The following is an 18836-nucleotide window of genomic DNA, read 5'->3' as shown; positions in this document are numbered from 1 at the left end:
GAAAATGGCGTTGCTGATTGCGGTACGAAAAATAATTTTGCGTAATTTCAAAATCCTTGTAGAGACACGTCTCTACATCCAGATTCATACCTCGATTCAGCAACACCGGAAAATAAGCTGTACGCAAATAGAACGCGGTTAAAATTTGTCATTCTTTTGGCAAAGGCTGCAACGGCTTGATATCCCAGAATTCTTTGTGCATCAGGATTTTGAAAGTGCAATGACTGAATGTGTCAACGATTTAGAAGAAATGGTCTGTAAGTTTTCTACAATTGTGGAGCTACTGCGTTACAGGTCGGTAGAGCAAGGAAACACTGAGGCTTTTACCTTTCTGCACGATGGAGAAGCACAAGGAGCGACTCTAACTTATGGAGAGTTAGATCAATATAGTAGAGCGATCGCATCTCAACTTCAAATTTTAGAATTAGCTGGAGAGCGGGCGTTACTACTTTACCCACCTGGCATAGATTACTTACCGGCCTTCTTTGGGTGTCTATATGCCGGTGTGGTAGCAGTCCCAGCTTATCCACCACGCAATCAGCGCAACACCCCCAGAATCTTGGCGATTTTAAAAGATGCACAAACGGCGGTAATTCTGACAACAACGGCCATCTTGTCTCAATTGAAGTCTTTACTTGCCGATAAATTTGATCTAGATAGTATTCGCTGGCTGACTACCGATAACCTCGCACCTGATATAGAAGAGGCTTGGCAAGAGCCTTTGATTGATAGAGAAACTCTGGCCTTTTTGCAATACACTTCCGGTTCTACTGGTACACCCAAAGGTGTGATGCTCAATCATGGCAACCTACTACACAATGCTGTGGTGACGCGCCAGTATATGGAGCATTCTGCCAGTAGTAAGTTTGTCACTTGGCTGCCTGTTTATCATGATATGGGACTGATTGGCGGCGTACTACAACCTTTATATGCAGGTTTTCCTTGTATCATGATGCCGCCAGCAGCTTTTCTCCAGCGTCCCTACCGTTGGTTACAAGCAATTTCCCGTTACAAAGGAACCACCAGTGGCGCTCCCAACTTTGCCTATGAACTTTGTATTGAAAAAATTACTCCTGAACAACGCTCAACCCTAGATTTAAGCAGTTGGAGTGTAGCTTTTAACGGCGCGGAACCAATTCGCCAGGAAACTTTAGAGCGTTTTGCAGCTACCTTTGCTGAGTGCGGTTTTCGTCCAGAAGCTTTTTATCCTTGTTACGGCATGGCAGAGGCCACTTTGATGGTATCTGGTAGCGTCAAGTCTGCGTTAGTTAGATGCAAAAGCGTAAATAAGAGCGCTTTAGAACGCAACGATGTAATTGATGCGATTGCTGAGGACGATAATTCAATAGCATTAGTCAGTTGTGGTCGTAGTGTGCCACAACAACAGATTGTAATTGCCAATCTAGAAACTTTAACTCGCTGTCAAGATGGAGAAGTAGGAGAAATCTGGGTATCTGGCCCCAGTGTTGGGAAGGGCTATTGGAATCGTCAAACAGAGACAGAACAGACTTTTCATGCCTTTTTGCAAGATACAGGAGTTAGCGAAGCATCAGGGCCTTTTCTCCGCACCGGTGACTTAGGCTTTTTGGATAGTGGAGAAGTCTTTATTACGGGTAGAGCCAAGGATTTAATTATTATTCGCGGCCGCAACCTTTACCCACAAGATATCGAACTCACCATAGAACGCTCTCACCCAGCTTTACGTTTGGGTAGTAGTGCTGCATTTGCAGTTGAGGTAGAGAACGAAGAGAAGTTGGTAGTGGTGCAGGAGTTAGAATTCCGCGCTAAACCGAATCTAGAAGAAGTGACTGCTGCTATTCGTCAGGCGGTTTCTCAAGAATTTGAGATGCAAGTTTATGCAGTGGTGTTAATTAAACCTGGTAGTATTCCTAAAACTTCTAGTGGGAAAATCCAACGTCGGGCTACCAAAACGGAGTTTTTAGCAGGGACTCTCAATGTTGTCCAAAGTAGTATTCTGGATAGTTCTGATGTGAGTTTGCCGAAAAAGCAACCGACAAATCTAGAAACTTACTTACAACAGTTGGTAGCTCAAGTCTTATCAGTACCGTTAGAGCAGGTAAATATTCAACAACCCTTGAGCAATTTGGGTATAGATTCCTTACAGGCATTTGATTTGAAAAATCGGATTCAGCAAGACGTAGGGGTATCTATTTCGGCTATAGATTTGTTTGAAGCGAGTATTGCTCAGGTAATTAAACTGGTATTGGCTACAGAGACAACTACCATGAATCATAAACTCCAACCTGTTCCCCGCGATGGTGAATTACCTCTGTGTTTAGCACAAGAGCGTTTATGGTTTCTTGACCAGTTAGAGCCGGGAAATCCTTTTTATAATGTTGCGATCGCTATTCGATTAACTGGTAAACTCAATCCAGCGATCCTCGAACAAAGTCTGAATGAAATCATCAAGCGTCACGAAAGCTTACGGACAACCTTTACTCCTATAGACGGAAGACCTATTCAGGTTATTCATGAGAATCTAGAACTCAAATTATCAATTCTGCAAAATTTCGACTCTGATATTCAAAGTTTAATTTTGCAAGAAAGCCAAAAACCATTTAACCTTTCCCAACTACCGCTATTAAGAGCAACACTTCTACATCTCAAAGAAGATGAGCATCTGTTGTTAATTAGCACCCATCACATTATCTCTGATGGTTGGTCAATTGGTGTGCTTATTCAAGAAGTAGCAACAATTTATGCTGCGTTCTCTCTTGGTAAACCTTCACCTTTACCTGAACTGAGCATCCAATATGCAGATTATGCTTATTGGCAAAGACAATGGTTACAAACAGATGTTCTCCAACCTCAATTAGATTATTGGAAACAGCAGCTAAATGGTAGCGCACCTTTACTTCAACTTCCCACCGATAGACCTAGACCAGGAATTCAAACATTCAAAGGTAAAAAAGAATTTTTCACGATTACAGGAGAAATAAAGGAAGCAGTAAAAAACTTAAATAAACAAGAAGGTGTAACTTTATTTATGACACTTTTAGCAGTGTTTAAAACATTGCTTTACTGTTATAATAAACAAGAAAATATTTTAGTTGGTTCACCCGTATTAGGCCGGAACTGGCGAGAAACGGAAAACTTAATTGGCTTCTTTATCAATACCTTAGTTTTTCGCACGGATTTTAGTGGAAATCCCAGTTTTCGAGAAGTTCTACAACGTTTACGTGCTTGTGCATTAGATGCTTACGCCCATCAAGACTTACCTTTTGAGAAACTGGTAGAGGAGTTACAACCAGAACGTAACCTGAGTTATAACCCTTTGTTTCAGGTAATGTTTATTTTGCAAAATGCACCGATACCAGCTATCGAAATTAACGATTTGAATATGCATCCTCAAGAAGTAGATGTTGGTACTTCTAAATTTGATTTGAAATTTAGTATTTGGGAAAGTTCGGAAGGTTTTCAAGGTTCAATTGAGTATAAAATAGATTTGTTTAATGCTGTGACGATTGCTAGCATGAACAAACATTTTGAAATCCTTCTTAAGCTTGTTGTTGATAACCCTAACATACAAGTCAGCGAGTTAGGTAAGATACTTAATACAAATGCTAGAAAACAACAGTTAATCCAAGCTAAACAACTAGAATCTACTTCTCTACAAAAGTTAAAGCTAACCAAGCGTAAGTCTATCCATAATCATTAGACCTCTGGCTTAAACTGCTATAGTGCTTTTCATTTAAATAAAATAGGCATTTACATTCATCTGTAGTTCCTTATTTATTTTGCACCTCTGCGTGAGTCTTAAAAATATTATTTTCATAGGAGACACGGCAATGGTTTTGTTAAATGAAGTCTGGCAAAATTTACAGAAACAATTAATGGTGTTTCTAAATCCTAATGATTTAACAAAAGTCTCAACTCTTTATGCCCATGATAGATGGCCTAAACTGCGGTTTGCTCATCGTTATCAAAGCCATTTTGCGCCATTAAAGAATAAAAAAATTAAGATTTTAGCGATTGGTATCGGCGGTTATGAAGACCACACCTTTGGTGGAGAAGCTTTAAAAACTTGGAAAAAGTATTTTCCTAATAGTACGGTTTATGGTCTTGATATTGTAGATAAGAAATATTTAGAAGAAGACAGAATTAAAATATTTCATGGGGATCAAAACGACGAAGCTTTCATTAAGACTGTTTTAGATGAAATTGGTGAATTAGATATCGTTATTGAAGATGGTAGTGCTGCCAATGAACACCATATAAAAGCCTTTCATACTTTCTTTCCGGCACTAAAAGATGGTGGTATTTATGCAGCAGAAAATATTCACCACTCTTATTGGCCTAGCCTGACTGGTGAAAGATGGAAAGAGTTTGCTCAAGATAGTGTTTTTTTGCAAAACTGTATTAATGTTGGGGGTAGCCTAGACTTAAACGATCCAAAAACTGTAATGAATATGTTTAAAAAAATGGTGGATGGACTCAACCATGAAGAATTTTTACATCCAGGTTATACTCCTAGCTACCTTGATAAGAATATCGTCTCTATGCATTTTTACCATAATCTAGTGATTGTGTATAAAGGGCAAAATAATGAAGGTAGCAATTTCATTGACAACAATACTTTATCTCCAGAAATTCTAGAATTATTCGGTGTTACAACCTTGGATGAGCTAGGGCTAGAATTTCCTAAAAACAATATTGTCAAGCCTGAATATCAGGCACTTGAATTTTTGCAAAAATCCAATTAATTTTCATATATGGCAGTTCCCCAGTCACCAAAACTCACCCTCAACCAGTTACAGTCTGTTAAACGAAAAGCTGTCAATCTTTCTCAAGCAGAATTAATTAAAGCAACAGCTTTAGTATCAGACAGTTTTTTACCTCTACTGATTCAACCTGCCGGAGAGGGGATAAATTTAATCTCTTGGACAGCAAGTAATCGAGAGTTGATAGAAAGTTATTTGCTCAAACATGGAGGTATCCTATTCCGCAACTTTCATTTTTTAGACTTGGTTGAGTTTGAGAAATTTATTCAGACAGTTTCTGGGGAACTGTTGGAATATGTTGATCGTTCTTCACCTCGTAGTGCAATTCAAGGTAAAATCTACACATCTACTGACTATCCTGCTGACCAAAGTATCTTTCTCCATAGCGAGAATTCCTACGCCGCTAGCTGGCCTTTAAAAATTTTCTTTCACTGCGTCACACCAGCACAGCAAGGCGGGGAAACTCCTATCGCTGATACGCGGAGATTATTACAACAGATTAACCCAAAAATTCGCGATCGCTTCATCGAAAGAGGCGTGATGTACGTGCGTAACTTCGGTGATGGTTTTGGCTTACCTTGGCAAACAGTATTTCAAACCACAAGCCCAGGCGAAGTAGAAGAATTTTGCCGTAGTAATCATATTGAATTCGAGTGGAAGCCAGGAAATCGCTTACGAACCCGTACTCATAGACAAGCGATCGCTACACATCCTAAAACGGGTGAAACTGTTTGGTTTAATCATGCCGCTTTCTTTCATGTCACAACTTTAGAAGCAAAGATTCGCACTGCATTGTTAGCAGAATTCTCAGAAGAAGATTTGCCACATAATACCTATTACGGTAATGGTTCACCAATTGAACCTGAAGTTTTAGATGCAATTCGTACCATCTATCAACAAGAAACTGTGCTTTTTCCCTGGCAGGCTGGAGATATTTTAATGCTGGACAATATGCTGACAGCACACGGAAGACAGCCATTTATAGGGGAAAGAAAAGTGGTAGTTGGGATGTCAGAAGTATTCAGCAGTCAAGAGATTTAGTGCCAAGTACGGAGAATTACTAATGTTAGAAGAAATGCAAGGTTTTCGCCTCTCACCTCAGCAAAGACATTTGTGGCAATTGCAAGAAACTAATAGTCTTCCCTATCATTCTCAATGTGCTGTTTTAATTGAAGGCGTTATAGATATCAACATCTTGAAGCAAGCCTTAGAACAGGTTGTCAATCGTCATGAAATACTTCGGACTAACTTTCATTGTTTGCCAGGGATGTCTATCCCATTGCAAGTAATTACAAATAAAAATATTACTTGGGGTGAAAACTACGACTTCAGTAGTTGCAGCCATCAACAACAAGAAGAATTATTATCAAGCTTATTTGAGCAATTTAACCAAGAAGTATTTGATCTACAATATGGTTCTCTGTTGCGCTTATCTTTAGTTACTTTATCTTCAGAAAAGTATATTCTAATGATCTGCTTACCTGCCCTTTGTGCAGACGCAACATCACTAAATATTTTGGTGCGAGAAATCAGCCAATCTTATGCAGCTTGTTTTCAGGGAAAAGAGTTAGATAATGAACCGCTACAATATGCAGATTTAGCTGAATGGCAAAATGAATTGTTGGAGGGAGAAGATACAGAAGCGGGGAGAGATTATTGGCGTAAACAAAATATTGCTGCGTTGACAACCTTAAAGTTACCTTGGGAACAACAAACTACTTTAAAATCAACATTTCAGCCGCAAATACAATCTATCACTATTACTCCTGAATTGGTGGCACAGTTAGAAATACTAGTTCAGCAATATAATACTTCTATCTATAACGTTTTATTAACTTGTTGGCAGATTTTAATCTGGCGGATTACCCAGCAATCAAATGTCATTATTGGAATTGGTTGTGATGGACGGAACTACCAAGAATTGGAAGATGCTATAGGTTTATTTGCTAAATATTTACCTATTAATATCGAGCTAGACAAAGAAAGTACATTTATCGAAATTTTATCTAAAAATAATCTGGCTGATAGCTTCAAATATCATCCTTATTTTACCTGGAAGAATATAGCAGATTTAGCGCCAAATAATTCACATTTTTCACCTTTATGCTTTGAGTTTTTAGAACAATCAGCTAAGTATGTAAATGCTAATACTGTCTTTTCGATTTATCAGCAATACTCTTGTGTTGAACAATTTAATATTAAATTGAGATGTATTCGTAAAAACAACAAATTAATCACAGACTTTCACTATGATTCAAACTTATTTAATTCAGACTATATTGAAATTTTAACTAGACAATTTAACAATATATTAGCTAGTGCGATCGCTCGCCCAGAAAAACAAATTTACCAATTAGAAATCCTCGGCGATCCTGAAAGAACACAGCTACTCTACAACAATATCCAAAAGAAATATCCCAAAAATCTGTTAATTAACCAAATATTTGAAGCACAAGTACAAAAAACTCCTAATCAGATTGCTGTAGTTTTTGAAGATGAAAAACTCACATATCAACAACTCAATCAAAAGGGCAATCAATTAGCTCACTACTTGCAAAAACAAGGAGTAGGAGCAGAGATATTAGTGGGAATTTGCCTAGAACGTTCTACTGATATGATTGTAAGTATTTTAGGCATTCTCAAGGCTGGTGGAGCATACATACCCTTAGATCCAGGGATTCCACCCAAGAGTTTAGCATCACGTTTAAAAGATATCCAAGCCTCCTTTTTGATTACTAATACTTGCGTAGCAAATAGATTATCAGAAGTAGCTAATACAGAACAGATGCAAGTCATTAATTTGGATGCACAATGGCGAACGATTTCTAATGAAACTGATATTAATCCTAACTGCCAGGTAAACAATAATCATCTAGCTTATATATTATTTACCTCTGGTTCCACAGGTAAACCCAAAGGAGTTGCCATTGAACATCAGCAAATTCTTAATTATGTCTATGCCATCATTGATAGTTTAAAACTACCTACCAATTCCACCTGCAACTTTGCATTAGTTTCCACTCTAGCCGCAGACTTAGGTAACACTGTTCTCTTCCCTGCACTTTGCACAGGAGGATGTCTACATATCATCTCCTATGATCGTGCTACCGATCCAGTTGCCTTAACAGAATATTGCCACAAACACCCTATAGATTGCCTCAAAATTGTTCCTTCTCACCTTAGTTCCCTTCTGTTATCTCCTACACCCCAATCTATCCTGCCTCGTCAACGACTAATTTTAGGTGGTGAAGCTGCTAACTGGCAGTTAATTGAGCAAGTTCGCCAGTTAGTACCCGATTGCCAGATATTTAACCATTATGGCCCCACAGAAAGCACTGTTGGTGTACTCACTCATTTAATTACAGAGGTAAATTTAACAACTAAAACAGTTCCTCTTGGGAAATCAATTGCTAATACACAAGTTTATATTCTGGACAATAACTTACAGTTGACTCCTATTGGAATCAAAGGTGAAATATATATTGGTGGTGCAGGTTTAGCTAGATGCTATATGCAGCATCCTGAACTAACTGCCGAGAGATTCATTCCTAATTATTTTAGCCATCAATCAGGAGCAAGACTTTATAAAACAGGGGATTTAGGACGTTACTTACCAGATGGCACAATCGAATTTATTGGACGTAGTGATTATCAAGTTAAAATTCGTGGTTTTAGGATTGAATTAGCAGAAATAGACGCAATATTAACTGAATATCCCCAAGTGCGGGAAGCTGTGGTAGTGACGCGGGAAAGTGAAACTGGGGATAAGCGATTAATAGCTTATTTAGTTCCTGCTAACTCAGAAGCTATAGATTTGAATGCGCTTAATAAGTTTTTACAGGATAACTTGCCTAATTATATGTTGCCCTCTAACTTTGCCATTTTAGAGGCTTTACCTCTGACTCCTAATGGTAAGGTGAATCGCCAAGCATTACCTGCACCAGAAGAATTATCACAACAAATAAAAAGTGCTATTACCGCACCACGTACCCCTGTAGAAGAAGTCTTAGCGGGGATATGGGCAAAAATTCTCAATGTTAAACAAGTAGGAATTGAAGAAAACTTTTTTGAATTAGGTGGACATTCCCTGTTAGCGACACAAGTTATGTCCCAGATACGAGAAGCTTTTCAGGTTGAATTACCCTTACGCAGTTTGTTTGAGTCGCCAACAGTAACTGAACTGGCGCAATGTGTTGAAGCCGCACTGAGAGAGGGACAACAACTAGCTGTTTTACCTATAGAGAAAGTCACACGAGAAGATAATTTACCATTATCCTTTGCTCAACAAAGACTGTGGTTTTTAGACCAATTACAACCCGGAAGTTCTGCTTACAATCTATCGAGGGCAGTACAACTAAAAGGACAACTTAACATTACAGGATTAGAACAAAGTTTCAACGAAATTATCCGTCGCCATGAAGCTTTACGTACTACTTTTGTAAGTGAAAATGGAGAACCACGGCAGATAATTAACTCGGAAGTTAGTATTACATTACCTGTAGTAAATTTACAGAATTTAACACCAGAACACCGGGAAATAGAAACCAAACGCAGGGCTATAATTCAAGCGCAACGTTCTTTTAATTTAACTAGCGCACCATTATTAAATGTTGTCCTATTGCAGTTAGCCGAACAGGAATATATTTTACTGTTCACAATACACCACATAGTTGCTGATGGTTGGTCAGCAGGAATAATTATTAAAGAATTAGCTACCTTTTATGAGTCTTTCTGCACAGGTAAATCTTGTGAATTAGCCAGTTTACCTATTCAATATGTAGATTTTGCCGTTTGGCAAAGAACATGGTTACAGAAAGAAGTTTTGGCATCTCAGATGGAATATTGGAAACAACAATTAAGTGGTGATTTACCAGTATTAGAACTTCTTATTGCTAAACCGCGCCCCAAGCAGCAAACCTTTGCTGGTAAAAAGCAGACATTTGTGCTGTCTCCAGCTTTGACAAATGAGCTAAAAGCTTTGAGTCAAAAGCAAGGTATAACGTTATTTATGACTTTATTAGCAGCGTTTAAAACTCTGCTTTATCGTTACTCTGGACAGGCAGATATTTTAGTCGGTTCGCCTATTGCTAACCGTAATCGTAGCGAAATTGAAGGGTTAATTGGCTTCTTTGTAAATACTGTAGTCTTGCGAACTAAACTAGAGGAAAATTCTAGTTTCATCAACTTGCTTAAACAAGTAAGAGAAATCACTCTAGGAGCATACACTCATCAAGATTTGCCATTTGAATTATTAGTAGAAGAATTACAACTCCAGCGTAGTCTCAGTCATACACCAGTATTTCAGGTAATGTTCGCGCTGCAAAATATGCCTGGAGATGGGTTGAAGCTATCAGGTTTGAATTTGGAATATTTGCCGATAGAAAATGATACGGCTAGGTTTGATTTGAGTTTGTCTTTTACTGATAATGTTGAGGGTTTAGTTGGAGAATTAGAGTATAACAGTGATTTATTTGATGCCGATAACATTAAATCTATGCTGAGGCATTTAACAACTTTGTTAACAGATATCGTTAAGCATCCAGATAAGTCTATATCAGAGTTGTCTATACTTACGCCAGCAGAACAGCAGCAAATTTTAAGGGAATGGAATTATACAGAAGCTGATTATCCTCATGTCTGCGTGCATGAGTTGTTTAGCGCCCAGGTAGCTAAGACACCAGATGCGATCGCTGTGATAGCTGGCTCACAGCAGTTAACTTACAAAGAACTAGACGAAAAAGCAAATCAGCTAGCACACTATTTAAGCAGCTTAGGTGTAGGTAGAGAAGTATTAGTGGGGATTTGTTGCGATCGCTCTTTACCCATGATCGTCGCCCTCCTCGCCATTCTCAAAGCAGGTGGTGCATACATACCTCTAGATCCAACATTTCCTCAAGAGCGTTTGGCGTATATGCTCCAAGACTCCCAAACCTCAGTCTTATTAACCCAGCAACATTTATTACCAAATCTTCCACCCCATCACGCCCAAGTTATCTGTTTAGATAGCAACTGGGAAAGCATTGCTATCCAAGAAATAATCACTTCTAACAGCAATATCGAGCCGGATAATTTGATGTATACAATCTATACCTCCGGCTCCACTGGCAAACCCAAAGGTGTACAAATTACTCATGAAAATGTAGTAAATTTCCTTACTGCTATGCAGCAGGAATTACACTTAAGCCATCAAGATAGTTTGCTTTCAGTCACTACCCTATCTTTTGATATTGCAGTTTTAGAAATCTTCCTTCCCCTAACAGTGGGAGCCAAAGTAATTCTTGCTAGTCGAGAAATTGCAACCGACGGCGCACAGTTATTACAACAACTGAATAATTCTGCTGCAACTGTTATGCAAGCTACCCCTGCAACTTGGCGAATGTTATTAGATGCAGGCTGGGAAGGAAATTCTCAACTCAAAATTCTCTGTGGTGGCGAAGCCTTACCCCAAAGTTTAGCTCGCCAATTATGCCAAAGATGTTCTCAGATTTGGAATTTATACGGGCCCACAGAAACAACTATTTGGTCTACAATTTATCAAATAAGTGATAGTGAAAAACCAATTTCTATTGGTCATCCTCTAGCTAATACCCAAATATATATTTTAGACAAATATTTGCAACCTCTACCCGTTGGAATTTCGGGAGAAATATATATTGGTGGTGTAGGATTAGCACGGGGTTACTTTAATCAGCCAGAATTAACTAAAGAAAAGTTTATTACTAATCGATTTAATTCCAAAACATTACTCTACAAAACTGGTGATTTAGCCCGTTATCTACCCAATGGAGAAATTGAATACTTAGGACGTATTGATTCTCAAGTAAAACTCCGAGGTTTCCGCATTGAGTTAGGGGAAATTGAAGCGGTGTTAGAACAACACCCCGCAGTACATCAATGTGTAGTCATGGTTCGAGAAGATGGATCGGGAAACCAGCGTTTAGTTGCTTATTTAGTTGCTGAAAACGCTGATACTGATGAACTACGGCAGTATTTACGGCAAAAACTGCCTGAGTACATGATACCGAATGCTTTTATGTTCTTGGCAGAAATACCATTAACACCCAATGGAAAAGTTAACTGTCGTGCTTTACCTACGCCAGAAAATACTCATTTAGAGACAAGTAATTTTGTTGCTACCCGTCATCCAGTAGAAGAAGTATTAGCCGGAATTTGGACTCAAGTTTTGGGTGTGAATCAAGTAGGAATTCACGAGAATTTCTTTGAACTAGGCGGACATTCTTTATTAGCAACTCAAATTATTTCTCGCATTGCTAAAACTCTGGGAGTGAATATACTGCTTCAGTCTTTATTTGAATTTCCTACCATTGCAGAACTAGCTAAAAATATTCAAGAAGCTAGTCATCAGGGTGTTTCTGCTATTACACCTGTTCCTCGCAATCGCAATTTACCTCTATCCTTTGCCCAAGCTAGATTATGGTTATTAGAACAAATTAACCCTGATAGCGGTATTTACAATATGCCCGCAGCAGTTCATCTCGTCGGTGAGTTGAATGTAGAGGCGTTAGAGGAAAGCATTAACGAAATTATCTGTCGCCACGAAATTTTACGCACTACCTTTACTTTGGTAGATGGGGAACCATTACAGGTAATTGTCCCCAATGTGCAGCTAAAAATACCTGTGGTAAACTTACAGGAATTGTCGGACGCTGAACGAGAAGTGGAAATTCAGCGTTTGAGTGTTGAGGAATTTCAATGTCCCTTTGATTTTACTCAAGCACCGTTGCTCAGATGCACACTTTTACAACTAGACGAACAAGAACACATTTTACTGTTCACTATCCACCATATCGTTTTTGATGGCTGGTCAACGGGTTTATTAATTCGGGAGTTAGCAGCACTTTATACCGCTTTTTCTGCGGGAGAAGCCTCTCCTTTAGCAAAATTACCCGTCCAGTATGCAGACTTTGCAGTTTGGCAACGTCAACATTTGCAAGGTGAAAAACGAGAAGCTTTACTCACCTACTGGAAGCAGCAATTAGCAAACCTACCTATATTGCAACTACCCACAACCCGTCCTCGTGCAGAAGTGAAGACTAACCGGGGTGCTAGTCATAGTTTTGTGATACCTGCGTCAGTCGTGCAAGAAGTGCGACAGCTTGCCCAGCAAGAAGGTGTAACCTTATTTATGACACTGCTGGCGAGTTTTAAAATCTTACTGCAACGCTACACTAAGCAAGATGATATTGTTGTTGGCACTGATGTTGCCAACCGCAACCAAGCAGAAATTGAACCATTAATAGGCTTTTTCATTAACTTATTAATCCTACGCACTGATTTAAGTGCTAATCCCACTTTCTTAGAGTTGTTGCAACGTGTTCGCACTCAGACACTATCAGCTTATGCTCATCAAGATTTACCCTTTGACGAATTAGTTAGAGAATTACAACCTGAGCGCCATTTAAGCAATACAGTTCCATTATTTCAGGTATTGTTTGTCCTGCAAAATACACCGACATCAGCCTTAGAATTACCAGGACTAAACTTAAAATTACTAGAATTAGAAACCAAGAATTCTAGATTCGATTTAGCCTTATTTCTCACAGAAACCGAACAAGGTATAGAAGGTAAATGGCAATATAACGCTGATCTATTTGCCGCAGATACTATCACAATATTTACAAAATATTGGAAAACATTAATCAATAGTATTATCAGCCAACCTGAAAGCTACATCAATACATTAGAAATGCTTACAGAAGCAGAGAAGGCACAACAAACTATGCAACAACAGGAGCGTAAAGCTGCTAAAAGACAAAAATTTATGAGCATTGCTCCGAAAGCTGTTAGTCTCATAGCAGAGCAATTAATTAAAACAGACTATCTACAAGCAGGACAAAATTTTCCTCTTGTAATTCAACCAAATACTACAGAAGTTGACTTACTATCTTGGGTAGAGAATAATCGAGAATATCTAGAGACAGAATTATTAAAACATGGAGCGATTTTATTTAGAGGTTTTAATATAAAATCAGTTTCAGAGTTTGAAAACTTCGCTCAAACAATTTGTCCCAATTTATTTGCTGAGTATGGCGACTTACCCCGCACTGGTGAAGGTGGTAAAGTTTATGGCTCTACTCCTTATCCACCTGACAAAGCAATCCTTTTTCATAATGAAAGTTCTCATTTACATCAGTGGCCTCTGAAGATTTGGTTTTTCTGCGTGCAACCAGCACGACAAGGTGGAGAAACGCCGATTATAGACTGTCGCAAAGCTTACAGACTAATCAATCCCAAACTCCGAGAAAGATTAGAACAAAAACAATTAATGTATGTCCGTCACTATACCAATAGTCTGGATGTTAGCTGGCAAAATTTCTTTCGTACCAATAATAAATTGGTTGTAGAAAATTATTGCCGTCAAGCCAAAATTGATGTTGAATGGTATGATAATAACAGTTTAATTACTCGCCAAGTTCGTCCAGCTTTGGCGGTACATCCAAAAACAAGTGAACCTGTATTTTTCAATCAAATTCAGTTACACCATATAGCCTATTTGGATGCAGAAGTTCGAGAATCTCTATTATCTACATTTGGAGAGCAACAGCTACCGCGTAATGTCTATTACGGGGATGGTACTTCTATAGAAGACTCAGTTATTGCTGAAATAAATGAAGTTTATCAGCAGTGTCAAACTAGTTTTTCTTGGGAACGAGGTGATATTTTAATGCTAGATAATATGCTGACTGCCCACGGGCGAAATCCTTATGTAGGTTCTCGTAAAATTGTGGTGGCAATGGGAGAAATGATTAAGGAAACGCTGAGTTGATGAATAGGGTAAACCTGAAATTTTTAACACAGAGACGTAGCGACAAATTGGAGTTTTGGCACTCTTTTAGCAAAGCGGGATCGTCATTTTTAATGATAGAGCCTCGAAATTAAAAATTTAATTTTTGAATTCAAGAATATAATTTAGCAATGTCTTAAGTTCAACTATGCAACAGGAGGATAAACAGTTGATCTCTTCAAAACAACGCAATAATAATCATGATGCGATCGCTTCTATTTATGACTTGAAAAGTCAACTAGAACGGCACGATATTGTGTTGGAGTTTATAGACAAGTTAATCCTCCAAAATATTCCCGAAGGAGCGCAGATTTTTGATCTTGGTTGCGGCACAGGACAAGTTGCCCAACGGCTTCTAAAAAGAGGTTATCAAGTAACTGGACTTGATAGTTCTGAAAGAATGCTGAATGTTGCTCGTGAAAATGCACCAGATGCTAAATTTATTCTAGATGATGCCCGCTTTTTTAAATTAACACCAACTTTTCACGCAGCTATTTCAACAGATGTTGTTCTCAACTATATCCTCAGCATTGATGAACTAAAAAATGCATTACAAAATGTGTATAATGCCTTATTAGAAAACGGGATTTTTGCCTTTGAATTATATATTGAAGAATTATGTGAGTTAGAGTGGCAAAATAATGAGTCGGGTGGCGGTGTTAAAGATGATAATGTCTGGGTAGATATTTGGAGTTATGACACAGAAAATAAAATTGGTCGAAAGGAAACTACCATATTTGAATTAGTAAATGGGCTATGGCAACGTTCAGACAGGAGTTTTTTCTTAAAACCTTATTCAGTACCAGATGTTAAATCGGTATTAGAACAAGTAGGATTTACAGAAATTAGTATGTTTGAATTAAAACAGGATTTGGGAGTAGATAAAGGGTTTGAAAGTGCCTGTTTCATTTGCCGAAAAGCACTAAATTGTACTAGTTCGTAATTCGTAATTAAGAGATTCAGATTTAATCGATATTTTTGTATTTTAGAGAATTGGCATTAATCAGCGTGGGTTAGTGAAATTGTGTGTTCTTGCTCAAGAGTAATAAGAAATGTATGTCAAATCAAATAACTCAGGGGTTTCAGCTTTCCACTCAACAAAAGCGTCTTTGGTTATTACAGCAGTCTAGTTCAGCTTATTTAGCTCAATGTGCTTTTCTTCTAGAAGGCAATCTTAAACCAGAGATATTAAAAACTGCTTTAGAACAAGTTGCTATTCGACACGGAATTTTGGGTACAACTTTTCATTGCTTACCTGGAATGAAAATTCCTATAATGGTTTTAGGAAATAGCAGTATTTTGTCGTGGCGTGAGATTGATTTAACTCACTGGGAACCGAAAGAACTTTCAAGCAAAATTGCATATTTTTGTCAGGAAGGACGTAGTTTTAGGTTCGAGTTTGAGCAAGGGCCACTTTTACATATATCTCTACTGAAACTTGATGTGCATAAGTACAGTTTAATCATCAGTTTACCTTCAGTTTGTGCCGATACCCGGACACTCAAAAATCTGGCAACTGAAATCAGCAATTCATATTCTGCTTGCTTACAAGGTGAGAGACTATCAGAAGAAGTTGTCCAATATCTGCAATTCTCAGAATGGCAGAATCAATTACTCACAGATGAAGATGCAGAAACAGCTAAAAAATACTGGCATGAGCAAAAGCTTTCTACACTCGCTTCGTTGAAGTTACCTTTTGAGAAGCAGCCATTACAGCCATCAAAATTTGAGATAAACTGCTGTCGATTAGATATTACTTTTGATGTGACAGCTAAGATTGCCAACTTAGCTCAAAAGTATAATACTTCCACAGATGTTGTCTTACTAGCTTGCTGGCAAACGCTGATTTGGCGACTTACAAGACAGCCAGATATCGTTATTGGTATGGCTAGCGATCGCAGAGACTATGAAGAACTATATAATTTATTAGGACTTGTTGCTACTTGGTTGCCAATTCACAGCCATTTGACACCAGATTTACGCTTTAGAGAAGTTTTAGAACTAGCTAATCAAACTATAGAAGCGGGTGCAGAATGGCAAGATTATTTTGTGCCAGAACCCATAGAAAATCATGAACACCTAGCTTTTCCCATCGGTTTCGAGTTTGAGCAACTACCAGAAAAACTCGTTGCTGGCGACGTATCATTTTCTCTTGAGCAATATTACAGTTGTATTGAACAATTTAAAATAAAACTTACTTGTACTCAAAGCGAGCATTCTTTAACGACAGAATTCTACTACGATATCAATTATTTTTCAGCCGATACTATTGAACGTCTAGCCAAAGAATTTCAAACTTTATTAACAAGTGTAGCTGCTAATCCTGAAGAGAAAATCAGCCAATTAGAAATTCTCAGCTTTAGCGATCGCCAACAATTACTAGTAGAATTTAATCAAACACATCTTGACAATCTCCAAGATAAGTGTATTCACCAATTATTTGAAGCACAAGTACAAAAAACACCTGATAAAATTGCCATTGTCTTTGAAGATCAACAACTAACTTATGCACAGTTGAACCGCAAAGCCAATCAACTTGCTAACTATTTGCAGCAGCGAGGAGTCAAGCCGGAAGTTTTAGTAGGACTTTGCACAGAGCGATCGCTCTTGATGATTATTGGACTTTTGGGCATTCTGAAAGCTGGTGGAGCTTATCTACCACTAGATCCAACCTTACCCAAGGAAGGTTTTGCTAGCCGATTGCAGGATATCGAAATACCAGTGATATTGACACAACAACGATTAGTCGATAGCCTGCCAACAGATGTAGCTGAGATAGTTTGCTTAGATACAGATTGGGATATCATTGCCGATCGCAAAGATGATAATCCCGCCAGTGAAGTAACAGCCCAGAATTTAGTTTATGTCTTGTTCACCTCTGGCTCTACTGGTAAACCGAAGGGAGTTGCGATCGAACACCGACAACTACTGAATTACCTCCACGGAATTACACAGAGGTTAGACTTATCAACCACAACTAACTTCGCCACAGTTTCCACCTTAGCTGCCGACTTAGGTAACACTGGAATCTTTGCTGCTCTTTGCACTGGCGGATGTCTGCATATATTATCCATCGAGTGTGCTACAGACTCAGCAGCCTTGGCAAAATACTGCCGCACCCATCCGATCGACTGTCTCAAAATTGTTCCCTCCCACCTTGCGACCCTTCTCGCCTCTGCACCATCCGATTCCATCTTGCCGCGCCAGCAGCTAATTCTGGGTGGCGAGGCTGCAAGCTGGCAACTTATTGAACAGATTCGGCAGCAAGCACCATCCAGCTTAATCTTCAATCACTACGGCCCTACAGAAGCCACCGTGGGGGTTACTACCTTTGCAGTTGAAAATCAGCAAATTAGTACGCAGACAGTACCCCTTGGTCGTCCACTTGCCAATACGCAGATTTATTTACTGGATGAGCTGCTGCAACCAGTACCCATTGGTGTAGCAGGTGAACTGTACATTGGTGGTGCGGGTTTAGCCAGAGGTTATCTCAATCAGTCTGATATAACGGCAGAAAAGTTTATTCCTAATCCTTTTGCAACGGGTTCGCGTTTATACAAAAGTGGTGATATGGCTCGTTACTTACCTGACGGTAATATTGAATTCATTGGGCGAGTCGATCGCCAGGTAAAAATTAGGGGCTTCCGCATTGAACTTGGAGAAATTGAAACCATACTGTGTCAACATCTGCAAGTGCAACAGGCTGTAGTTTCTGTTCGGGAAGATAATGGCAACAAATCTTTAGTAGCTTACATTGTTTCTAAGCAACAACAAATACTTAATGTTAGCGAACTACAAAGATTCTTGAGACAGCAACTACCGGAATACATGATGCCCTCAACTTTCATCATGTTAAAGGCTCTGCCACTAACACCCAATGGTAAAGTTAACCATAGTGCGCTCTCAGAATCAAATGGCGATCGCCTAGAATTGGCAGCAACTTATGAGCCACCACAAAATGAGGTAGAGCAAGCGATCGCTAATATCTGGCAACAGATGCTTCATGTTGAGAAAGTAGGCATTCATGATAATTTCTTTGATATTGGTGGTCATTCATTACTGCTTGTTCAAATTCACGCCAAACTACGAGAAATTTTCCCTACTAATATATCTGTAATTAATTTATTTGAACATCCAACCATCAATTCTTTAGCTAAATATTTAACGCAAAAGCAGACCGAAATACCTTCGTTTGAGGAAAGCACTCAACGTGCCCAGAGTCGTGCCGCTTCCAGGCAATCTAGAGCGCACTCCAGGTAACATTGACTAAATTAGGATTGCTAAAACCT

The 18836-nt window shown here is 38.7% G+C and carries 6 protein-coding genes; all 6 read left to right on the top strand.

All coding sequences use genetic code 11. The features are described from left to right. Nucleotides 1–220: 220 nt before the first annotated feature. The 6 genes from CDG76_RS03805 to CDG76_RS03780 all read left to right on the top strand — a co-directional run bounded on the left by CDG76_RS03805 (nucleotide 221) and on the right by CDG76_RS03780 (nucleotide 18807). Nucleotides 221–3679 carry a condensation domain-containing protein gene (locus CDG76_RS03805; RefSeq protein WP_094347946.1) on the top strand — a complete coding sequence of 1153 codons (3459 nt, stop codon included), beginning with the start codon at nucleotides 221–223 and terminating at the stop codon, nucleotides 3677–3679. A gap of 130 nt (nucleotides 3680–3809) precedes the next feature. Further along, a complete protein-coding gene (locus CDG76_RS03800) occupies nucleotides 3810–4724 on the top strand; it encodes a hypothetical protein (protein ID WP_094347705.1) in 915 nt (304 codons plus the stop codon). Between the two features lie 9 nt (nucleotides 4725–4733). Continuing rightward, nucleotides 4734–5783, top strand: coding sequence for a TauD/TfdA family dioxygenase (locus CDG76_RS03795; RefSeq protein WP_094347704.1), 1050 nt, complete (start codon nucleotides 4734–4736; stop codon nucleotides 5781–5783). 22 nt (nucleotides 5784–5805) lie between these two features. Beyond that, nucleotides 5806–14529, top strand: coding sequence for a non-ribosomal peptide synthetase (locus tag CDG76_RS03790; RefSeq protein ID WP_094347703.1), 8724 nt, complete (start codon nucleotides 5806–5808; stop codon nucleotides 14527–14529). A 187-nt stretch (nucleotides 14530–14716) separates the two neighbouring features. Further along, nucleotides 14717–15490, top strand: coding sequence for a class I SAM-dependent DNA methyltransferase (locus tag CDG76_RS03785; RefSeq protein WP_190240748.1), 774 nt, complete (start codon nucleotides 14717–14719; stop codon nucleotides 15488–15490). Nucleotides 15491–15603: 113 nt separating this feature from the next. Next, complete coding sequence (locus CDG76_RS03780; RefSeq protein WP_094347701.1) at nucleotides 15604–18807, top strand: non-ribosomal peptide synthetase; 3204 nt, start codon at nucleotides 15604–15606, stop codon at nucleotides 18805–18807. Nucleotides 18808–18836 lie beyond the last annotated feature (29 nt).

The organism is Nostoc sp. 'Peltigera membranacea cyanobiont' 210A, assembly GCF_002246015.1.
GTDB lineage: Bacteria > Cyanobacteriota > Cyanobacteriia > Cyanobacteriales > Nostocaceae > Nostoc.
This window is presented reverse-complemented; position numbering and strand designations above follow the sequence as displayed.